Source organism: Amycolatopsis sp. NBRC 101858 (assembly GCF_030269325.1).
Classification (GTDB): Bacteria; Actinomycetota; Actinomycetes; order Mycobacteriales; family Pseudonocardiaceae; genus Amycolatopsis; species Amycolatopsis ponsaeliensis.
Window position 1 is genome coordinate 995163 of the sequence record NZ_BSTD01000005.1, and the last position, 21164, is coordinate 1016326.

The window sequence follows — 21164 nt, forward strand, 5'->3', positions numbered from 1 at the left end:
GAAGAGGGCATGACGACCGATCGGCCGCGAAAGGCGACGAAAGCAACGATGGGAACCCTCGCGAGCACACGCCCGCGCCTCCCCGCCTGGAAGGCGAAAGCGGGCGGCATCGTCGCGACCGTGGTCCAGCTGGCCGCGGTCTTCTCGGTGCTCCTCCTGTTCACCAACGGCCCGCACGGGCGCCTGCTCAACGGCATCGACATGGCGTTCTCGAGCCTGAGCGTGCCGACCAGCGCGAGCCTCGTGATGGTGCTGCTGCTGGTGGTGCTGGGGTCCGCGCTGCGCCGCCGCAAGAAGGCCGCGCTCTACACGCTCGTGCTGTTCCAGGTCGTCGGGCTGGTCCTGACCCTGGCCCTGCAGGCGACGCTGCTGTGGTCGCCCGAGCTGCTCTCGCTGGGGTCGAAGCAGGTCCGGCACATCCCCGTCCAGCTGTGGGCCCTCACCGCGGCCGACGTGCTGTCGGTGGCGCTGATCTTCTTCCTGCTCGCGCTGCGCAAGGCGTTCCCCGCCCGGCTCGCGCCGAGCGCCTGGCGCGACGGCCTGACCATGCTCCTCGGCGGGCTGGCGGCGGTCGTCCTGGTCGGCTGGGGACTGGCGGAAGCGTTCCCCGGCCACCTCGGCGACTCGTGGGAGCGCTTCGCCTGGGTCGTCAACCACGCCACGGGTGAGAACCTGCAGCTGCGCCGGATCGGCGTCGGCGAGGGGCCGCCCTGGCTGGACGTCTTCATCGACCTGAGCGCGACCGCCGTCGCCACCGCCGCGCTGTACATGCTCTTCCGCGGCGTCCGCAGCCGTCGCCTGCGGACGGACGAAGAAGAGCTTCGCGTGCGCAAGCTGCTCGCCCAGCACGGCGAAGACGACTCCCTCGGCTACTTCGCCACCCGGCGCGACAAGAGCGTCGTCTTCGCGCCGAACGGCCGCGCGGCGGTGACCTACCGCGTGCTCGGCGGCACCAGCGTCGCCAGCGCCGACCCGGTCGGCGACCCCGAGGCGTGGCCGGACGCCGTCCGCGCGTGGCTCGACGAGACGCGCACCTACGGCTGGACGCCGGGCGTGCTCGGGGCGAGCGAGCGCGGCGCGAAGGTGTACACCGACGCCGGCCTGCGTGCCCTGGAAATCGGCGACGAAGCCGTGCTCGACATCCGCGAGTTCAGCCTCGCCGGGCCCGAGCGGCGCTCGGTGCGCCAGGCCGTGAAGCGCATCGAGCGCGCCGGCTACACCTCGCGCGTCCGCCGGCACGGCGAGATCCCCGACGACGAAATGTCCGAGCTGCTCGCCCGCGCCCAGGCTTGGCGCGGCGCGGAGACCGAACGCGGGTTCTCGATGGCGCTGGGCAGGCTCGGCGACCCGAGCGACGGCCGCAGCGTCATGGTCGAGGCCTACGACGCCCGCGGCGACCTGCGCGGCCTGCTGTCGTTCGTCCCGTGGGGACGGCGCGGGCTTTCGCTGGACCTGATGCGCCGCGACCGCGACGCCGAGAACGGCCTCAACGAGTACATGATCGCCGAGGTCGTCGCGGCCGGGCAGCACCTGGGCGCGCAGCGGATCTCGCTCAACTTCGCGATGTTCCGCGCGGTCTTCTCCGAGGGCGAGCGGATCGGCGCCGGTCCGGTGCTGCGGGCGTGGCGCGGCGTCCTCAGCGTCGCGTCGCGGTTCTTCCAGCTGGAGTCGCTGTACCGGTCCAACGCCAAGTACGGGCCGGACTGGGAGCCGCGGTTCCTCTGCTACTCCTCGGCGCGGCGGCTCCCGCGGGTCGGCATCGTCGCGGGCGCGCTCGAAGGGTTCGTCCCGACCGGACGGTCGCGGGCGCTGCGGCTGGAGACGGTCGGCGACGAGTTCGTCGCGCGCGTCCGGGAGATCGAGGAGTCCGCGGCGGTCCCGGCGGCGAAGCCGGCGCGGCGGCCCGAGCAGGTCCGCGTCCGCATGGCCAAGCTCGCCAAGCTGCGCGAGGCCGGCATCGACCCGTACCCGGTCGGGTTCCGCCGGGACGACCGCATCGGCGACGTCGTCGGGAAGTTCGGCGACCTGCGGCCGGACAGCGCCACCGGCCACCGCGTCCGGATCGCCGGGCGCGTGCTGGCGATGCGCACGCTCGGCGGGCTGTGCTTCGCGCGCGTCAAGGACTTCAGCGGCGAGATCCAGCTGATGCTGGAGGCCGGCGGGCTCGACCTCACGGGCTGGCGGACCGGCGTCGACCTCGGCGACCACGTCGGGGTCAGCGGCCAGGTCGTGACGTCGAAGCGGGGCGAGCTCTCGGTGCTCGTCGACGAGTGGACGGTCACCGCGAAGTGCCTGCACCCGTTGCCGGACAAGCGGAAGGGCCTGACCGACCCGGAGACGCGGGTGCGGCAGCGCTACCTCGACCTCGCGGTCAACCCGGACTCGACGAACATGCTGCGCCTGCGGTCCACAGTGGTCCGCGCGGTCCGCGAGCGGCTGCACCACGCCGACTACCTCGAAGTCGAGACGCCGATGCTGCAGACGGTCCACGGCGGCGCCAACGCCCGCCCGTTCGTCACGCACATCAACGCCTACGACATGCGGATGTACCTGCGGATCGCGCCCGAGCTGTACCTGAAGCGGCTGTGCGTCGCCGGCGTCGAGCGCGTCTTCGAGCTGAACCGGAACTTCCGCAACGAAGGCGTCGACGCGACGCACAACCCCGAGTTCACGATGCTCGAGGCGTACCAGGCGTACGCGGACTACGACACGATGCGGACCCTGACGCGCGAGCTGGTCCAGCACGCGGCCGAAGCGGCGTACGGCGCCCAGGTCGTGCGCCGGCCCGGCGCGGACGGCAAGGTCGTCGAGCACGACATCTCCGGCGACTGGCCGGTGATCACCGTGCACGACGCCGTTTCGGCGGCCTTCGGGGAGCGGATCGACGCGGGCACGTCCGTCGCCGACCTGCGCCGGCTGTGCCTCGCCGCGGGCGTGCCGGTGGGGGAGGACCCGAGCCACGGCGACCTCGTGCTCAAGGCGTTCGAGCACCTCGTCGAGGGCGCGACTGTGCTGCCGACCTTCTACACGGACTACCCGACCGACGTCTCGCCGCTCACCCGCCAGCACCGCGAGGACCCGCGGCTGGCCGAGCGCTGGGACCTCATCGCGTTCGGCTCCGAGGTCGGCACCGCCTACACCGAGCTCACCGACCCGATCGAGCAGCGGCGGCGGCTGGAGGCGCAGTCGCTGCGCGCGGCGAGCGGCGACGTCGAAGCGATGGAGCTGGACGACGACTTTTTGCTGGCCCTGGAGCACGGCATGCCACCCACCGGCGGGCTCGGCCTGGGCGTCGACCGGCTGCTGATGATGCTCACCGGGGCCTCGATCCGCCAGACGGTCCTGTTCCCCTTCGTCCGTCCGCAGGCATAACGCTTCGATCGATCTGATCACTGTGGTGCGGCCGAGGTGGCCGGGGTCGCTTAATGTGTGCCACGTGCGCACGGCTCGGATCGCCTCGGCCCTCCTCATGGGACTGGCCGTCCTCGCGTATTCGGGATGGCTCCTGGAGTTCTTCCTCCCGACGGGCGTCTCCCCGGTGCACGACCCGGTCGAGGCGCTGCTGACCGGCCCGCCGGTCTTCCGCGTGCTGCTGGCCGTCTCGGGGGTCGCGTTCCTGCTCGCCGGGCCCCCGCTGCACCGGCTCGGCCCGGTCCAGTGGACGGCGCGGCTCAGCTCGATCTCGGTGAGCGTGTTCGGACTGGTCGCGCTGCTGCAGGCCGCCTACCCGGAGCGGAGCGTCTTGCTCTCGTCGCTGGCGACCGTCGTGCTCGCGGCCGGTGTGGTCAGCCTGATCCTCTGGTGGCCGCCGGGCTGGCGCGCGCTCGCCGTCGCCGGGCTCGTGGTCGTGCTGGTCACCTGGGCCGCCCTCGTGCTCGCGCGGCAGCTGGACACGGCCGAAGGCGTGGTCAGCCGGGTCGAGCAGGTGGTGCGCGCCGTCCTCTACGGCCTCGGCGGGGCGTACGCCTTCATCAAGCCTGCGCCCCGACATGCGCCTCGAGGCGGCTGAGCAGCTCCAGCAGCGTCGTGCGCTCGGCCGGGTCGAGCACGCTGAACGTCTCGTCGGCGTGCCCGTGCCGGAGCTCTTCGAGCCGGTCGCGGCCGGCGTCGGTGACGGCCAGCAGGCTCGCGCGGCGGTCGCAGCAGCCCGTCCCGCTCGAGCGCGCCCACGGCTGACGTGATCGCCCGGCCGGTCACGCCCAGGCGGCGCTGTCGGGCAACCGCGGCGCGCTCGCGATCGCGGCGAGGCGGCTCTTGGCCGTTTGTGCCGGAAATGTCGGTGGTGGGTGGCACGATTCCGGGGACGAGCGCGAAGGAGCTGATCTCGATGGCGGGAAACGTGCCCCCGGTGGCCGACGAGCGTGACGGGCTGTTGCGGTACCTGGAGCAGCAGCGGCACGTGCTGAAGGTGGCGGCCCACGGGCTGACGGACGAGCAAGCCCGGCTCACGCCGACGAAGAGCTCGCTGTCGGTGGGCGGCCTGGTCAAGCACGTGGCCTCGACGGAGGACGGCTGGATCGACATCCTGCTGCAGCTGCCGCAGAAGCCGTTCGACCAGGCGATGGCGGAGTACCAGGCGGCGTACAGCCTGGGCGCGGACGAGACGCTGGCGAGCGTGCTGGCCCGCTACGACGAGGTGGCGGCCCGCACGGCGGAGGTGATCGCGGGGATCGAAGACCTCGGGCAGCCGGTCCCGGTGCCGAAGGGCGTGCCGTGGTACCCGCAGGACGTGGCGGCGTGGTCGGTCCGCTGGGTCCTGCTGCACCTGATCGAGGAGACGGCCCGCCACGCGGGCCACGCGGACATCATCCGCGAGCACGTCGACGGCGCCACGGCGATCCCCCTGATGGCGGCGGCGGAGGGCTGGCCGGAGACCCCGTGGATGAAACCCTGGACCCCCGAGCCCCAACCCGCCTGACCCGCGCGTCGACCCCCCAATCACGCGTGTCGACCCCTGGATCACGCGAGTTGACCCTGGAATCACGCAAGCCGACGGTCCAGGCACGCGAGCCGACCGCCTGGGTACGCAAGCCGACGGTCCAGGTACGCGAGCCGACCGCCTGGGTACGCGAGCCGACTGTCTGGGTACGCGTGTCGTCCGTTCGCGGCCTGCCTTCGCCCCGGCGAGCAGGCCGCGAATGCGCCGCCGCCGTCAGAACAACGTCGGCTCGTCCGCCAGCGCGCCCTCGATCACCAGCATCCGGCGCTTGGTCGCGACCCCGCCCCGTGCCGAAAACCCGCCGTCCTTGCCGCCCGCCGCCAGGACGCGGTGGCACGGCACCACGATCGGGAACGGGTTGTTCCCCATCGCCTGCCCGACCGCCTGCGCCGACCCCGGCATGCCCAGCCGGTGCGCGATGTCGCCGTACGTCAGGGTCTTGCCCGGCGGGATCGTGCGCGCGATCTCGTACGCGCGGCGGTTGAACTCCGGCACACCCGCGAAGTCCAGCGACACCGAAGTCAGGTCCTCACGCGCGCCAGCCAGGAGCGCCACGATCCCGTCGACCGCCGCCCGCACCGGTGCCGGTGGCGGGCCCTCGACGGCGTCCGGGAACCGCTGAGCCAGCCGGGCGCGCAAGTCGCCGTCGGGCAGCGACGTCCCGATCACGACGTCGTCCCGCCACGCCAGCCCGCACGGCCCGAGCGCCGTGCCGAACACCGTGAACCCCGTTGTCATGCGATCAGCCTACGACCGAAGAGGGGTACCGCCGACGCGATTGATCGCTAGGTTCGGTTTGGGTGGTTTGCCGAGTTCGAGGAGGCTGTCGGTGCGACGCACGATGTTGGTGGCGGCCGCGATGATCGGCCTCGCCGCAACCCCCGCGACCGCGACAGCGACCGCCGACCCGCTCGTCATGCCGCACGTCGTCGTCGCCCACAACACGTGGTGGGCCGAGCTGACCGTCCACAGAGCCGGCGGCACGGTCGTCGCGAGCTACCCGCAGATCGGCGTAGTAGTCGCGTACACCGCGAAGGACGACTTCGCCGCGAAGGTCCGAAAGACACCGGGCATCGACGCCGTCGGCGCGACGCGCACCGCGAAGATCCCGAAGGAGTTCTTCGCGCCCCGCAAGGACGTCCGCTACACCGGCCCGAACTCGCCGAACTCCGGCCAGGTCCCGCCCGAAGGCACCGCGTGGGACGTCCCGGCGCTGCACCTGCCCGAAGCGCACGCGGTCACCGAAGGCAGCCGGCGCACCGTCGTCGGCGTGCTCGACGTCGGCGTCGACGACACCCACCCCGACCTGAAACCCGCCTTCGACGCGAAGAACTCCGTGTCCTGCCTCTCCGGCTGGGCGGACCGCAGCCCCGGAGCCTGGCGGCCGACGCTCGACGGCCACGGCACGCACGTCGCGGGCACGATCGCCGCGGCTCGCAACGGGTCCGGCGTCGTCGGCGTCGCGCCCGGAGTCCGGGTCGCCGCCGTGAAGCTCGCCGAGCTCGACGACACCGAGACGGCCGAAAGCATGGTCTGCGGCTTCGTCTGGGCCGCCGAACACGGCTTCGCGATCACCAACAACAGCTACCGCTCGATCCCGTGGCGCTACAACTGCGACGACCAGCCCGACCAGGCCGCGGCCAAGCTCGCCGTCGGCCGCGCGGTCGCCTACGCCCAGCGCCGCAACGTCCTCGTGGTCGCCTCCGCGGGCAACGCCGGCATCGACCTCGACACGCGCTCGGTCGACCGCGAGAGCCCGGCCGACAGCACGCCGGTGGACCGCGCGATCGACCCGACGTGCACCCGGCTGCCGCACGAACTGCCCGGCGTCGTCGGCACCGGCGCGCTCGACGAAAAGCTGCTGAAGGCGAGCTTCTCCAACTACTCGGCGTCCCGGATCAGCGTCGCGGCCCCCGGCGCGCGCGTCTGGTCGACCTGGCCGAACGGCGAATACCGGTCGGCGAGCGGGACGTCGATGGCCGCGCCCCACGCCAGCGGCGTCGCCGCCCTGATCGCGAGCGAGCACCCGCGCTGGAGCGCCGAGCGGGTCAAGCGCGCCCTCTACGACACGGCGACGCCGCTCCCGTGCCCCGACACCGTCTGCAAGCCGACAAAGCACGGCACGACCTACTACGGCCACGGAATGGTCGATGCGGGGAGTGCCGTCGGCGCGGGATGATGGCGCCCGTGCTCGATCACCTCGTCTACGCCGGCCCGGACCTCGCCGAGGCCGTCGCCCGCGTCACCGAACTCACCGGCGTCACGCCCGCGCCCGGCGGCAGCCACGTCGGCCTCGGCACCGCCAACCACCTCGCCGACCTCGGTGCCGGCATGTACCTGGAGGTGATCGGCCCGGACCCGGCGCAACCGGAACCCGAGAACCCGCGCCCCTTCGGCATCGACGACCTCACCGAACCGGCCCTGGTCGCCTGGGCGGTGCGCACCACGGACCTCGACGCCACCATCAAGCAGGCGAAAGCCCACGGTTTCGATCCCGGTGACGCGCGCGAGATGTCCCGCGAGACGCAAGACGGCGAACTCCTGCGCTGGCGCCTGACCCCGCCGAGCACCCCGGGCACGCTCCGCCCGTTCCTCATCGACTGGGGCACGACACCGCACCCGACGACGCGCGGCCTGCCGTCGATCCCGCTCCTGATGGTGACGGGCACGCACCCGGACCCGGCTTCGGTCACGACGGCGACGGACGCGCTCGGCCTCGAGCTCCTGATCAGGCGCGCCGAGAAGGCGAGCCTGACGGCGGCCCTCCAGTCGAAGGAAGGCCGCCAGGTCGCCCTGAGTTAGGCCTTGCCCTCGCGCCACAGGTTGGTCATCGGGAGCCGCCGGTCGCGGCCGAACGCCTTGAACGTGATCTTCGTGCCCGGCGGGTACTGGCGCCGCTTGTACTCGGCCTTGTCGACCATCCGCACCACGCGGTCGATCGTCTCCGGCTCGAACCCGGCGGAGACCAGGTCGGCGTACCCGCGGTCGCCCTCGACGTAGTCGTCGAGGATGTCGTCGAGCAGCGCGTAGTCCGGCAGCGAGTCCGTGTCGACCTGGCCCGGCCGCAGCTCGGCCGACGGCGGCTTCGAGATCGAGTTCTCCGGGATCGGCGGCGTCTCACCGCGCTTCACGGCTTCGGCGTTGCGCCACCGCGCCAGCTGCCAGACGTGCGTCTTGAAGACGTCCTTGATCGGGGCGAACGCGCCGACCGCGTCCCCGTAGATCGTCGAGTACCCGACGGCCAGCTCGGTCTTGTTGCCCGTGGCCAGCACCAGATGACCGTCCAAGTTGGACAGTGCCATCAGGAGCATGCCCCGCGTCCGCGCCTGGATGTTCTCCTCGGCCAGGCCGGTCAGCGAAAGCTGCTCGACGTACACCCGGACCATGTCCTCGACCGGCTCGACGCGGTAGTGCGCCCCGATCCGCCGCGCGAGGTCCTCGGCGTCGTCCTTCGAGTGACCCGACGAGTACTTCGACGGCATCGAGACGCCGTAGACGTTGTCGCCGCCCAGCGCGTCCGCCGCCAGCGCCGCGCAGACCGCCGAGTCGATGCCGCCGGAGAACCCGAACGTCACCGACGAGAAGCCGTTCTTGTGCACGTAGTCCCGCAGCCCGACGACCAGCGCCGACCACACCTCGGCCTCGTCCGACAGCGGCTCGCTGATCACCGGCTCGGCGGTCGGCTCGTAGGCAGGCAGCGGTTCCGAGCTCAGCACCCGGCGCCGGACGTGCAGGCCTTCGAGCTCGCCGTCGCCGGCGTGCCCGCCCGCGGTGAGGTCCATGTCCAGCACGAGCAGGTGCTCGACGAACTGCGGCGCGCGCGCCAGCACCGTGCCGTCCGCGCCGACGACGAGCGAGTCGCCGTCGAAGACGAGGTCGTCCTGGCCGCCGGTCTGGTTGGTGTAGACCAGCGGCGCGCCCGCTTCGGCGGCGCGGCGGGCGATGAGCGGCAGCCGCTGCTCGTCCTTCGACCGCTCGTACGGCGACGCGTTCGGCGCCACCACGAGGTCGACGCCGGCGCGGCCCAGCGCGGAGATCGGGCCGCCGTCCTGCCAGATGTCCTCGCAGACGACCATGCCGATGTCGAGCCCGTGGAACCGGACGACGTCGAGCTCGGTGCCCGGCTTGAACCAGCGGTGCTCGTCGAACACGCCGTAGTTCGGGAGGTGGTGCTTGAACTGCCGCGCGACGACCTCGCCGCGGTAGAGCGCCGCCGCGGCGTCACGCGGGCCGACCTCGTCGAGGTCGAGGTAGCCGATGTAGGTCAGCACTTCGCCGCAGCCGGCTTCGTCGAGGCGGCGCGCCAGCGACTCGACGCCCTGCCGGGAAGCGGCGGCGAAGGTCTTGCGCAGCGAAAGGTCCTCGACGGGATAGCCGGTGAGGGACATCTCGGGGAAGACGACGACGTGGGCGCCGGCTTCGGCGGCCCGGCGGGTCCAGGCGACGTGCAGGTCGGCGTTGCCGTCGAGGTCACCGACGGTGGGGTTGACCTGGGCGAGCGCGATGCGCAGTTGCGGCATGCCGCCATTCTGTCCCACCGCCACCCGCCCAGCCGAGCGAATGTGGGCGAAAGCTACTGGGCCGACGCGACCGCGTCGCGGTGCTTGAGCTTCGCCATCCGCCCGTCCCGGTGGTGCCAGACGACGCCCTCGAACTCCGGGTGCTCGAGCAGCCACGCCATCAGCCCGTCGAAGTCGCGCGGGACGCCGGTGAACTCCTGCGCGGTCGCGTGCGGGACCAGCCGGTGCGTGCCGAGCTTCTCCGGGTCGCCGTTGATCTTCGGCCCGCACAGCTCGTAGGTGCCGGGCGCCGCTCCGAAGAGCCGTTCCTGCGCTTCCTCGAAGAACGCCGCGAACGACGACTGCCCGACCGGCTCCCAGCCGACCGTCTTCCCGGTCTCCGGGTCGGTCTGCACGGCCTCGAACCCGTCCGGCGCGCTCTTGCCCGCCTTCACCTCGCGCCGCGCCCACCAGACCCCGGACTCGTCGAGCCGGACGCAGGTGCCGTCGTACTTGCGGGTGGCCACGCCTTGGCCGTCGAGCACCCACTGGCACTCGGGGTGCACTTCGCGGGTCACCCGCCGGAGGTCTTCGGGGTCGCGACGGAACAGCGTCGGGATCTTGCGCATGGCCCCATCCTTCCGGTCCGGGCAATCGAAAAAACCCCCGCCCGGGCTAATCGGGCGGGGGTTTCTCGGGAAGAACGCTACTTCCGCTTGATCATGCTCCGGACCTTCTTGATGGTCTGCTCGAAGTCGGAGTCGAACGGGTTGTCGTGCACCAGGTAGGTCCACGTCGTGTTCGCCCGCCGGACGCCCGCTTCGCCGAGGTCGATGCCCTCGTCGGTCAGCTCGGCCTCTTCGAGGGTCTTCGCCGCCCGCGAGTCCGCCTCGGCGATGATCTTGTGGAACTCGGGGATCGCCGCGCGGTGGAACTCGTCGAGCGGCGTCTCCCGCGCCAGCGCCCGGAGGTGGATGCTCTCGCGGACGTCGGTCAGGAACGCCAGGTGGTCGGACCAGAGCTGGTCGACGTGGAACAGCAGCACCTCGCGGCACATCTGCTCCAGCTTGTCCTGGTCGTCGAGCTTCTGCTTCAGCTCGCCGAACTTCTCCTCGTGCGCCTTCTCGAGCTGCTCCGCCGCGTACGCGGTGCGAAGCACCTTGTCGCGGTGCACCAGCAGGTCACGCCGCTGCCGCTCGATCAGCCGCGTGTAGCGCCAGGTGTTGCGGTGGATCTCCAGGTCGACACCCTCGGCGACGCGCTGGGCGTGGTTGAGCTGCCGCAGCGCCGCGTTGTCGACGATCTCGCCGGTCTCTTCGTCGTCGACGATGCCCTCGGGCACGTCCGGCGCGTTCGACAGCACGAGCTCGTCGTTCAGGCTCGCGAAGAAGATCGCGCTGCCCGGGTCGCCCTGGCGGCCGGAGCGGCCGCGCAGCTGGCCGTCGAGCCGGCTCGACGGGTACCGCGCGGTGCCGATGACGTGCAGCCCGCCCAGCTCGACGACCTCGTCGCGGGTCGCGCCGTCGGTGCCGCCCAGCCGGATGTCGGTACCGCGGCCTGCCATCTGCGTGGACACGGTGACCGCGCCCTTCTTGCCGGCCTCGGCGATGATCGCGGCCTCTTGGGCATCGTTGCGCGCGTTGAGCACGACGCACTCGAGGTCGACCTTCGCCAGCTTCTCGGCCAGCTCTTCGGACTCGGCGACGTCCTGGGTGCCAACGAGGATCGGCCGCCCGGTCTCGTGGACCGTGCGGATCTCCTCTTCGATCGCCCGCAGCTTCTGCGACGGCGACGCGAAGACGCGGTCCTCCTGGTCTTCGCGGACGTTCGGGGTGTTCGGCGGGATGACCGCGACCTCGAGCTCGTAGAACTCCCGCAGCTGCTCGGCGACGGCCACCGCGGTACCGGTCATGCCGGCGACCTCGGGGTAGCGCGCCAGCAGCGCCTGGACGGTGATCGAGTCCAGGATCTCGCCGCGGTCGGTGGCGGTGACCTGCTCCTTCGCCTCGACGGCCGCCTGGAGGCCGTCCGGCCAGCGCTGCAGCTCGGCGACGCGCCCGCGGGCGGCGTTGATGAGCTGCACCTTGCCGTCGCGGACCAGGTAGTCGACGTCCCGGGTGAGCAGCGCGTGCGCGTGCAGCGCGACGTTCACCGCGGGGAGCCGGTCGGACGCCGTCTCGCCGTAGAGGTCGTCGACCTCCAGGCCGAGCGACTTCGCGACGACGGACGCGCCGGCGTCGGTCAGCCAGGCGTTGCGGCCTTCGCTGTCGGTTTCGTAGTGCAGGTTGAGCCGCAGCCGCCGGACGACCTTCGCGACCTCTTCGTCGGCGTCGGTGTGGTCGATCGAGCCGGCCATCACCAGCGGGACGCGGGCCTCGTCGACCAGCACCGAGTCCGCCTCGTCGACGATCGCGACCTCGGGGTCGGGCTGGACCAGGTCGTCGACCGACGTCACGAGCCGGTCGCGCAGGACGTCGAAGCCGATCTCGGCGACGGCGCCGTACGTGACGTCCTTGGCGTAGGCCTCGCGCCGCTCCTCGCGGGAGTGCGCGGGCTCGACCCACCCGACCGACACGCCGAGCAGGGCGTACACCGGGCCCATCCACTCCGCGTCGCGGCGGGCGAGGTAGTCGTTGACCGTGACGACGTGCACGCGCTTCCCGCGGATCGCGTAGCCGGCCGCGGCCAGCGCCCCGGCGAGGGTCTTGCCCTCACCGGTCTCCATCTGCACGACGTGCTTGGTGAGCAGGCCCATCGTGCCGAGCACCTGGACGTCGAACGCGCGCTCGCCGAGGGCCCGCCGCGCGGCCTCGCGGCCCAGCGCGCACACCTCGATCAGCTGGTCGTCGCCGAAGGCGGTGTCCTTCAGCTTCTCGCGGAGCTCGCCCGCCCGCTCGGTCAGCTCTTCGTCGGAGAGCTTCTCGAGCTCGGGTTCGAGCTTCTCGACCGCGGGCAGCAGTGCTTCGTAGCGGGTCAGCTCGACGCTGCCCGGCCGCTGGATGATCCGGCGGAGCTTCTTGCCCACCCGGCTGATCAGTGCTGCCACCCCTGGTCTCCCGTTCTCTCTCGCTCGACCGGCCTGCCCCACCCAACGTGGCGGTGGTGCGTTCGAGTTCCGCGGCCGGATGGGACGATCCAACCGTGTTCCCTCATCCCAGCGCCAGGTCCGGTCGTCGCCGGATCACCGCAATTGCGACATCCGTGCTGATCGCGGCCTCGCTGGCCGCCTGCACGTCCACCGGCAAGCCGGCACCGGTCGCGCCGACCACCGAGTCGCACCCGCCGTCCGGGCCGGTCCCCGCCGGTCTGGAGCGGTTCTACGGCCAGAGCCTGAGCTGGGGCGACTGCGCACCTTACGCGACGTCGGAAGACGCGCGGTCGGCGTTCCAGGCGAAGGACGTCCAGTGCGCCCGGCTGACCGTGCCGCTGGACTACGCCAAGCCGGCCGGGGACACCATCACGCTGGGCCTGCTCCGGCACAAGGCGACCGACGAGGGCGCCCGGATCGGGTCGCTCGTGGTCAACCCCGGCGGCCCGGGCGCGTCGGGCATGGTCGCGGCGTCGGGCCTGGTCAAGCCGACGACGAGCACCGGCCTGGCCAAGCGCTTCGACCTGGTCGGGTTCGACCCGCGGGGGATCGGCGCCAGCCAGCCGGCCATCCACTGCCTCACCGACTCCGAGCGCGACGCAGACCGCGCCGACGACAGCGAGACCGACGGCTCGCCGGCGGGCGTGCTCAAGCAGGAGTCGCAGGAAAAGGACTTCGCCGCGAAGTGCGCCCAGCGCACCGACGACGGCACCGGGATGCTGGCCAACGTCGGCACCCGCGACGTCGTCAAGGACCTGGACGTCCTCCGCTCGGTCCTCGGCGACGAAAAGCTCACCTACCTGGGCTACTCCTACGGCACCCGGATCGGGTCGGCCTACGCCGAGGCGTTCCCGAAGAACGTCCGGGCGATGATCCTCGACGGCGCGGTCGACCCGGAGCAGGACGCGGTCGAGTCGCTGGTCGCGCAGGGCCAGGGCTTCGGGACGGCGTTCACGGAGTTCGCGAAGTGGTGCACCGCCCAGCAGGACTGCGCGCTCGGCCAGGACCCGAACGCCGCGGTCAAGGCGTTCCAGGACCTCGTCCGGCCGCTGATCGACTTCCCGGTGCCGGTCGGCGACGGTCGCAAGCTTTCCTACGAGGACGCGACGACGGGCGTCATCCAGGCGCTCTACCAGCAGACTCTCTGGGACACGCTCAATTCGGGCCTGAACGAGCTGAAGCAGCAGCGCGGCGTGACGCTGGAGAAGCTCGCGGACATCTACAACGAGCGCGACACCGACGGCAAGTACGGCACCACCCAGGACGCCTTCACCGCGATCCGCTGCGTCGACGACCCGCGCGTCACCGATCCGGCCGTCATCCTCAAGGCGCAGGAGGAGTACGTGAAGGTGGCGCCGTTCCTCGACGACGGCCGCCCGGCTTCGGCGGCCCGGGACGCCTGCGCGTTCTGGCCGGTGCCGAACACGTCGGAACCGCACGTGCCGAACGTCGAAGGGCTGGCGAAGACGCTGGTCATCTCGACGACCAACGACCCGGCGACGCCGTACCAGGCCGGCGTCAACCTCGCGAAGGGCCTGAAGGGCGCGCTGCTGACCTTCGAGGGCACGCAGCACACGGTGTTCCTGCAGGGCGTGAAGTGCGTGGACCAGGCCGGCACGGATTACCTGGTCGACGGCACGGTCCCGGCGGAAGGCACCCGCTGCGCCGGGCAGTAGGCCTCGCCGCGCTGGCGGTGCTGCTGGCGGCGTGCACGAGTGCTCCGGCGCCCGTGCCGCCGCCTGCGCCGTCGTCCCAGCCCCCTGACCTGGGGAAATTCACGACGCAGAAGCTCGCGTGGAGCCCGTGCGGCGAGGCTCTGGACTGCGCGCACCTGACCGTGCCGCTGGACTACGCGGCGCCGGACGGGCCCACGATCTCCGTCGGTCTGCTGCGGCACAAGGCGGCGAAGCAGCGGATCGGCTCGCTGGTCGTGAACCCCGGCGGGCCGGGTGGCTGGGGCACGTCGACGGCCGCGGCGCTGGCCAAGACACCCGCCGCGGCGCCCCTGCTCGACCGCTTCGACCTGGTCGGCTTCGATCCGCGCGGGGTCGGCACGAGCGAACCCCGGATCACCTGCCGCACCGACGCCGAGCAGGACGCCGACCGCGCGTCCGACGTCGAAAGCGACATGTCGCCCGATGGGGTGAAGAAGCAGCTCGCCGAGACGACCGCGTACGGCGCGAAGTGTGCCGAAGCGACGAAGTACGGCAAGACCCTCCTCGCGAACGTCGGCACGCGAGACGTCGTACGCGACCTCGACCTCCTTCGCGCCGCGCTCGGCGACGAGAAGCTGACCTACCTCGGCTATTCGTACGGGACGCAGATCGGCGCGGCCTACGCCGAGGCGTACCCGCGCAACGTCCGCGCGCTGCTGCTCGACGGCGCCATCGACCCCGCCCAGGGCCTGGTGGACTCGCTGGTCACGCAGGCGGCGGGCTTCCAGGACGCGCTGAACGAGTTCGGCAAGTGGTGCGCGTGCCCGCTCGCCGGCACCACCGCGGCGTTCCAGCGGCTGGTGCGTCCGCTGATCGCGAAGCCCCTCCCGGCCGGGACCCGGAAGCTGTCGTTCGAGGACGCGATCACGGGCACGTTCGCGGGGCTCTACTCACGCGGCGACTGGCCCGCCCTGAAAGCCGCGCTCGCGGAGGTGGCCCGGGGCAACGGCCGGACCCTGCTGGCCTTCGCCGACGACTACTACCAGCGTGACCACGACGGCCACTACAGCGGCGCGATCGACGCGTACTTCGCCGTCCGCTGCGCCGACCACACCCGCGTCACCGACCGGGCCGCGATCGACCGCGCGCACGAGAAGATGCTGGCCGGCGCGCCGTTCCTGGCCGGCGGCACGCCCGACACGAGCGAGCTGGACATCTGCTCGACGTGGCCGGTCCCGCCGACGTCGGCCGAGCACGTCCCGCGTGTCGAAGCACTGCCGAAAACCCTGGTCATCTCGACGACGCACGACCCGGCCACCCCGTACCAGCAGGGCGTCGACCTCGCGAAGGACCTCAAGAGCGCGTTGCTGACCTACGAGGGCGTCCAGCACACGGTCTTCCTCGACGGCAATGCGTGCGTCGACCGCGCGGGCATCGCGTACCTGATCGACGGCACGGCCGCCGACGCCCGCTGCTAGCCGAGGTTCACGGCCTCGTTCTGCCTGGTCAGCGACAGTTCGAACATGACGGGGCTGAGGTGGTCACCGGCCGGCGGGACCTGCACCCAGAGCCGCGCGAACCGCCGGGGCCCGTCCGCGGAGACCCACACCTTGACGATGATGTCGTCGGCGACCTGCGGCAGCACGCTGTGCGCGACGGCCGCGGGCACCCGGCCGCCGACGCGCAGGGCCGCGGCGCCGTCGACGTTCTCCTTGCCTTCGGTCTTCGCGTCGGTGACGCCGTCCAGGAGCCGCTTCAACCCGCCGGACGGGCCGAGGAACGTGCTCACGGCGTACATCTCGGGGACCCGGCCACCCGCGACGTCGGGGTCGGTGGTGACTTCGCCGTCCCGGACGGTGAAGCGGAACTTCGTGTGGTCGTCGCCGAACTGGACGTCCGCCGTGCCGGTCGCGGACCCGCCGCCGTCGAGGGTCGCGTCGCCCTCGATGAGCCGCAGCGGGAAGCCCGGCAGCACGCCGTTGACGCCGGCCGCGAAGTGCACGCTCCGCACCGAGGCGAACGACGCCGCCGCGTCGCGGACCAACTCGGCGCCGGCCGGGAACGGCCCGCGCGTGTCCGGTGAACCGGTGCAGCCGGCCGCCAGCAGGAGCACGAGCAGGAGGGTGAAGCGGCGCATGCCCCGAGCCTACTGAGCGGTCGGCCGTGGCCCGATCCTTGCGGATGATGTCCTTCAAGCCACTTTCGGGCCTACGCGCGCGCGGTGAAACTGCACTGGTGACTGTTGAGACCCGCTCTGCCCCGAAGCTGCACCGCGCCTGGCTGATCGCCGGTGCCGCCTTCGTCGCGCTGCTCGCCTCCGCCGGCTTCCGCTCCGCCCCCGGCGTCCTCATCGACCCGCTGCACGCGGAGTTCGGCTGGTCCACGGCCACGATCAGCTCGGCCGTCTCGGTCAATCTCGTGCTCTACGGCCTCTTCGCGCCCTTCGCGGCCGCGTTGATGGAGCGGTTCGGCATCCGCCGCGTCTCGGCGTCGGCGTTGTTCGTCATCGCCCTCGGCGCGGCCGGCACGGTCTTCATGAGCGCGAGCTGGCAGCTGGTCCTGTGCTGGGGCGTGCTGATCGGCGCGGGCACCGGCTCGATGGCGATGAGCTTCGCCGCGACCGTCGCGGCCCGGTGGTTCGTCCGCAGCCGCGGCGTCGTCACCGGCGTCCTGACCGCGGCCGGCGCCACCGGCCAGCTGATCTTCCTCCCGCTCATCGCGAACCTGGCGGTGAGCTCGGGCTGGCGCACGGCGTCGCTGGTGATCGCGATCGCCGCGCTGGCCGTCGTGCCGGTGGTCCTGCTGGTCATCCGCGACCACCCCGCCGACGTCGGCACCACGGCCTACGGCGCGCCGGCCGACGCGGAGGTCGCGCGCCCGGCACCGAAGACCGGCTCGGCCCGGCGCGCCCTTTCGGTGCTGGGGCAGGCCGCGAAGACCCGGACGTTCTGGCTGCTCGCGGTCGGCTTCGCGATCTGCGGCGCGACGACGAACGGCCTGGTCGGCACCCACTTCGTCCCGGCCGCGCACGACCACGGCATGCCGCAGACGACCGCCGCGGGCCTGCTCGCGCTGGTCGGCGTCTTCGACGTCGTCGGCACGATCTTCTCCGGCTGGCTCACCGACCGCGTCGACCCGCGGATCCTGCTCGGCGTCTACTACGCGCTTCGCGGCCTTTCGCTGGCGCTGCTGCCGCAGCTGTTCACCGACTCCGTGCAGCCGAGCATGTGGGCGTTCATCCTGTTCTACGGCCTCGACTGGGTGGCCACGGTCCCGCCGACGGTCGCCCTCTGCGTCCGAGCGTTCGGCGACGCCGGCCCGATCGTGTTCGGCTGGGTCTTCGCCTGCCACCAGCTGGGTGCCGCGTTCGCCGCGTCGGCCGCCGGCCTGGTCCGCGACCAGCTCGGGAACTACAATCTGGCCTGGTACTCGGCCGCGGTCCTGGCGGTGCTCGCCTCGATCGCGTCCCTGGCCATCACGCGGGCGAAGAAGCCCGTTCCGGTGCTCGCGAGCTGACTTCGTCACCCTCGGCGCGTCGTGAAACATCCCGTTAACACGCTGTCGTTAGGGTGCGGCCATGGATCGCCAGCAGGAATTCGTGCTCCGCACGCTCGAGGAGCGCGACATCCGTTTCGTCCGTCTCTGGTTCACCGATGTGCTGGGGTTCCTCAAGTCCGTCGCGGTCGCCCCGGCCGAGCTCGAAGGCGCTTTCACCGAAGGAATCGGCTTCGACGGCTCGGCCATCGAGGGCTTCGCGCGCGTCTACGAATCGGACATGGTCGCCAAGCCCGACCCGGCCACGTTCCAGGTCCTGCCGTGGGAGACCCCGGACGGCGGCCCCTACTCGGCACGCATGTTCTGCGACATCGCGATGCCGGACGGCTCGCCGTCGTGGGCCGACCCGCGGCACGTCCTGCGGCGCCAGCTGTCGAAGGCGGCCGAAGCGGGCTTCACCTGCTACGTGCACCCGGAGATCGAGTTCTTCCTGCTCGCGACCCTGCCGGACGACGGCAGCGAGCCGGAGCCCGCGGACAACGGCGGCTACTTCGACCAGGCCAGCCACGCCACGGCGACGCACTTCCGCCGGCACGCCATCGAGACGCTCGAGGCGATGGGCATCTCGGTCGAGTTCAGCCACCACGAAGGGGCACCGGGCCAGCAGGAGATCGACCTCCGCTACGCCGATGCGCTAACGATGGCCGACAACGTGATGACGTTCCGCTACGTCGTCAAGGAGGTCGCGCTGACCCAGGGCGTGCGCGCGACGTTCATGCCGAAGCCGTTCACGGACCAGCCCGGCTCCGGCATGCACACCCACATCAGCCTGTTCGAAGGCGACCGCAACGCCTTCTACGACGCCGAGGATCCGCACGAGCTGTCGGAGACCGGCAAGGCGTTCGTCGCCGGCCTGCTGCACCACGCCAAGGAGATCTCCGCGGTCACCAACCAGTGGGTGAACTCCTACAAACGCCTGATCAGCGGCAGTGAGGCGCCGACGACGGTCTCGTGGGGCCGGGCGAACCGCTCCGCGCTCGTCCGCGTCCCGATGTATTCACCCGGAAAGGCGTCATCCCGCCGGGTGGAGATCCGTACGCTGGACTCGGCGTGCAACCCGTACCTGGCGTACTCGGTCATCCTGGCCGCCGGGCTGAAGGGGATCGAGAAGGGCTACGAGCTGCCGCCACCCGCCGAGGACAACATCTGGCAGCTGAGCGACTCCGAGCGGCGCGCCGCCGGGTACTCGCAGCTGCCGCAGAACCTGGGGGAGGCGCTGTCCGAGATGGAGAAGTCCGAACTCCTGCCGGAAGCGCTCGGCGAGCACGTCTACGACTTCTTCCTCCGGAACAAACGCGTGGAGTGGGACAACTACCGCAGCGCGGTCACCCCGTACGAACTCCGAACCCTGCTCCCGGTGCTCTGATGGGGCGGCGGCCGGTGTTCCTCGCGATCCTGGCCGCCGCACTCGTGCTCGTCCCCGGGGCGCCCGCTTCCGCGGCGTCCTCCCCGAAGTTCGACCTCGACTCGGGCGACATCCCGGCGCTGCAGGCGCGGATGGCGGCCGGCCGGCTCACCGCGGTGGGTCTGACCAGCACTTATCTCGACCGGATCCACCGCATCGATGGCAAGGTCAACGCCGTCCTGGCGCTCAACCCCGCTGCCTTGAGCCAAGCCGCTTCGAGTGACGCCCGGCGGCGCGCGCACCACCTGCGCGGCCCGCTCGACGGCATCCCGGTGCTGGTCAAGGACAACGTCGACACGCGCGACCAGTGGACGACGGCGGGGTCACGCGCTCTGCGCAGCTACCCCGCGAAGGACGCGACGCTCATTACGCGGCTTCGCGACGCGGGAGCCGTCATCCTCGGCAAGGCGAACCTGTCGGAGTGGGCGAACTTCCGTGCCGCGAAGCCGACGTCGGGCTGGTCGGGCGTGGGTGGGCAGACGAACAACCCGTACGTGCTGGACCGCAACCCGTGCGGGTCGTCCGCCGGGTCCGCGGCCGGCGTCGCCGCGTCGCTGGCCCAGGTGGCGATCGGCAGCGAGACCGACGGCTCGATCGTCTGCCCCGCGGGGATGACGGCGACGGTCGGGCACAAGCCGAGCCTCGGCCTGGTCAGCCGCACCGGCGTGGTGCCGATCTCCGCCGAACAGGACACCGCCGGGCCGATCGCGCGCAACGTCGTCGACGTCGCGCTGACGTTGTCGGTCCTGCAGGGGCGGGATCCCGCGGATCCGGCGACTTCGCAGTACCCGAAGTCCCAGCCGACGGACTACGCGAAGCTGCTTCGCCCAGGCGTCCTGCGCGGGGCGCGGATCGGGCTGTGGCGGCTGCCGGTGCTCGGCCCGGAGACGGACGCGGTCATGACGTCCGCGCGGAACTCGCTGGTCAAAGCCGGTGCGACGGTCGTCGAGGTGACTCCGCCGTACCAGGCGCGGCTCGGCGAGCTGGAGTTCCCGGCGCTGCTCACGGAGTTCCACCGCGACATCGACACCTACCTGGCGACGCGCCCGCGCGGCCCGCGGAACCTGGCCGAGCTGATCGCCTACAACCGCGCGGACCCGCTGGAGCGGACGTGCTTCGCCGGCCAGGAGCTGTTCGAGCAGGCGCTGGCCGCGCCGCCGCCGACCGACCCGGGCTACCTCGCCGGCCGCGCCGAGCTGTCGGACCTCGCTCGCCGGTCCCTCGACGAGACCCTGGCGAAGTACCACCTGGACGCGATCGCGTCGCCGACCAACCCGCCCGCGTGGAAGACCGACTGCGCGGTGGGGGACAACGACGTGATCCCGTCGTCGACCCCGGCCGCCGTCGCCGGCTACCCGGACGTGACCGTGCCGGCCGGGTTTGCCGGAGCCCTCCCGGTGGGTATCTCGTTCATGGGTGCCCGGTGGTCGGACGCCCGGATGCTGGCGCTCGCGGCGGACTTCTCGCGAGTGGCTCCGGCGCGGGTGCCGCCGCGGTACTTGGCGACGCTGCCGTCGTAGGGGCATTGGATACGCTCTGACCTGCGGCAATGGCGTTAAGTGACCCCCCTGTTCGGGACCGGTTTCGGGGCATGTAATCTTCTCTTCGTCGCCAGGAACACCGGGTCGCCCCGGGGCCGCAAGCCCCGAAGATCCGGCCGGGCCGAGCGGGTTGACACCGCGGATCGGACCGGGTAATGTTCAGCGTCGGCCCACGAGCGGCCGCCGAATCCCTACGACTAACACCGTGGGCTGAGGCATGCTCGACCAAAAGCTTGTGAATATCGCTTGGAACAACTGCCGAGGATATAACCGCTGATAAAGCGGCGAGTCCGGAGTGTGTTGCTTGAGAACTCAACAGTGTGCTAGTGAACTAAGCCAGTAGAGCTTATGTATAGAACCTCGTATGAGGTTCCTTTGAGAGCAAGAAAATTGCCTCGATTGAATTCGAAGACATTGTTGGAGAGTTTGATCCTGGCTCAGGACGAACGCTGGCGGCGTGCTTAACACATGCAAGTCGAACG

At 71.4% G+C, this 21164-nt stretch carries 15 protein-coding genes and 1 rRNA gene; 11 read left to right on the top strand and 5 right to left on the bottom strand.

Annotation, left to right across the window (positions count from 1 at the left end; genetic code table 11):
* The first annotated feature begins 48 nt into the window (after positions 1-48).
* From lysX to QSK39_RS39000, 3 genes are all read left to right on the top strand, one after another.
* Positions 49-3372 carry a bifunctional lysylphosphatidylglycerol synthetase/lysine--tRNA ligase LysX gene (lysX, locus tag QSK39_RS38990; RefSeq protein ID WP_285482866.1) on the top strand — a complete coding sequence of 1108 codons (3324 nt, stop codon included), beginning with the start codon at positions 49-51 and terminating at the stop codon, positions 3370-3372.
* 64 nt (positions 3373-3436) lie between these two features.
* The gene (locus QSK39_RS38995; RefSeq protein ID WP_285482817.1) at positions 3437-4009 is read left to right on the top strand and encodes a hypothetical protein; all 573 of its coding nucleotides are present in this window, start codon (positions 3437-3439) and stop codon (positions 4007-4009) included.
* A gap of 318 nt (positions 4010-4327) precedes the next feature.
* On the top strand, positions 4328-4918 hold the full coding sequence (locus QSK39_RS39000) for a DinB family protein (protein ID WP_285482818.1): 591 nt from the start codon (positions 4328-4330) through the stop codon (positions 4916-4918).
* Between the two features lie 234 nt (positions 4919-5152).
* Here the strand turns inward: QSK39_RS39000 and QSK39_RS39005 are convergent, their stop codons facing one another.
* Positions 5153-5677: a methylated-DNA--[protein]-cysteine S-methyltransferase gene (locus tag QSK39_RS39005; RefSeq protein WP_285482819.1), complete on the bottom strand. Its 525-nt coding sequence runs from the start codon at positions 5675-5677 to the stop codon at positions 5153-5155.
* Positions 5678-5768: 91 nt separating this feature from the next.
* On the opposite strand from QSK39_RS39005, the gene QSK39_RS39010 reads away from it, so the two are divergent.
* Both QSK39_RS39010 and QSK39_RS39015 read left to right on the top strand, forming a co-directional pair.
* On the top strand, positions 5769-7118 hold the full coding sequence (locus tag QSK39_RS39010) for a S8 family peptidase (RefSeq protein WP_285482820.1): 1350 nt from the start codon (positions 5769-5771) through the stop codon (positions 7116-7118).
* A gap of 8 nt (positions 7119-7126) precedes the next feature.
* Positions 7127-7741, top strand: coding sequence for a VOC family protein (locus QSK39_RS39015; protein ID WP_353051109.1), 615 nt, complete (start codon positions 7127-7129; stop codon positions 7739-7741).
* Here QSK39_RS39015 and QSK39_RS39020 read toward each other — a convergent pair.
* The 3 genes from QSK39_RS39020 to secA2 all read right to left on the bottom strand — a co-directional run bounded on the left by QSK39_RS39020 (position 7738) and on the right by secA2 (position 12484).
* The gene (locus QSK39_RS39020; protein WP_285482821.1) at positions 7738-9459 is read right to left on the bottom strand and encodes an NAD+ synthase; all 1722 of its coding nucleotides are present in this window, start codon (positions 9457-9459) and stop codon (positions 7738-7740) included. The genes QSK39_RS39015 and QSK39_RS39020 overlap by 4 nt on opposite strands.
* 53 nt (positions 9460-9512) lie before the next feature.
* A complete protein-coding gene (locus QSK39_RS39025) occupies positions 9513-10067 on the bottom strand; it encodes an RNA ligase 1 family protein (protein ID WP_285482822.1) in 555 nt (184 codons plus the stop codon).
* 77 nt (positions 10068-10144) lie between these two features.
* Positions 10145-12484, bottom strand: coding sequence for an accessory Sec system translocase SecA2 (gene secA2 / locus QSK39_RS39030; protein WP_285482823.1), 2340 nt, complete (start codon positions 12482-12484; stop codon positions 10145-10147).
* Positions 12485-12639: 155 nt separating this feature from the next.
* On the opposite strand from secA2, the gene QSK39_RS39035 reads away from it, so the two are divergent.
* Positions 12640-14202 carry an alpha/beta hydrolase gene (locus QSK39_RS39035; protein ID WP_285482824.1) on the top strand — a complete coding sequence of 521 codons (1563 nt, stop codon included), beginning with the start codon at positions 12640-12642 and terminating at the stop codon, positions 14200-14202.
* Between the two features lie 53 nt (positions 14203-14255).
* A complete protein-coding gene (locus QSK39_RS39040) occupies positions 14256-15659 on the top strand; it encodes an alpha/beta hydrolase (RefSeq protein WP_285482825.1) in 1404 nt (467 codons plus the stop codon).
* Here QSK39_RS39040 and QSK39_RS39045 read toward each other — a convergent pair.
* Positions 15656-16318, bottom strand: coding sequence for an LppX_LprAFG lipoprotein (locus QSK39_RS39045; RefSeq protein WP_285482826.1), 663 nt, complete (start codon positions 16316-16318; stop codon positions 15656-15658). The genes QSK39_RS39040 and QSK39_RS39045 overlap by 4 nt on opposite strands.
* Before the next feature lie 98 nt (positions 16319-16416).
* Between QSK39_RS39045 and QSK39_RS39050 the strand changes: the two genes are divergently transcribed.
* The 4 genes from QSK39_RS39050 to QSK39_RS39065 all read left to right on the top strand — a co-directional run.
* Positions 16417-17697 carry an MFS transporter gene (locus QSK39_RS39050; protein WP_285482827.1) on the top strand — a complete coding sequence of 427 codons (1281 nt, stop codon included), beginning with the start codon at positions 16417-16419 and terminating at the stop codon, positions 17695-17697.
* Between the two features lie 61 nt (positions 17698-17758).
* Positions 17759-19102, top strand: a complete 1344-nt coding sequence (glnA, locus tag QSK39_RS39055; RefSeq protein WP_284750049.1) for a type I glutamate--ammonia ligase — start codon at positions 17759-17761, stop codon at positions 19100-19102.
* Positions 19102-20661: an amidase gene (locus tag QSK39_RS39060; protein WP_285482828.1), complete on the top strand. Its 1560-nt coding sequence runs from the start codon at positions 19102-19104 to the stop codon at positions 20659-20661. The genes glnA and QSK39_RS39060 overlap by 1 nt, the downstream gene beginning before the upstream one ends.
* Before the next feature lie 435 nt (positions 20662-21096).
* A 16S ribosomal RNA gene (locus tag QSK39_RS39065) occupies positions 21097-21164 on the top strand; the annotation flags it as partial.

Bases quoted from the DNA above. Each gene is read 5' to 3' on its own strand.
- QSK39_RS39045 (WP_285482826.1), bottom strand. From the start codon at position 16,318: ATGCGCCGCTTCACCCTCCTGCTCGTGCTCCTGCTGGCGGCCGGCTGC.
- QSK39_RS39020 (WP_285482821.1), bottom strand. From the start codon at position 9,459: ATGCCGCAACTGCGCATCGCGCTCGCCCAGGTCAACCCCACCGTCGGT.
- glnA (WP_284750049.1), top strand. From the start codon at position 17,759: ATGGATCGCCAGCAGGAATTCGTGCTCCGCACGCTCGAGGAGCGCGAC.
- QSK39_RS39005 (WP_285482819.1), bottom strand. From the start codon at position 5,677: ATGACAACGGGGTTCACGGTGTTCGGCACGGCGCTCGGGCCGTGCGGG.
- lysX (WP_285482866.1), top strand. From the start codon at position 49: ATGGGAACCCTCGCGAGCACACGCCCGCGCCTCCCCGCCTGGAAGGCG.
- QSK39_RS39060 (WP_285482828.1), top strand. From the start codon at position 19,102: ATGGGGCGGCGGCCGGTGTTCCTCGCGATCCTGGCCGCCGCACTCGTG.
- QSK39_RS39025 (WP_285482822.1), bottom strand. From the start codon at position 10,067: ATGCGCAAGATCCCGACGCTGTTCCGTCGCGACCCCGAAGACCTCCGG.
- QSK39_RS39000 (WP_285482818.1), top strand. From the start codon at position 4,328: ATGGCGGGAAACGTGCCCCCGGTGGCCGACGAGCGTGACGGGCTGTTG.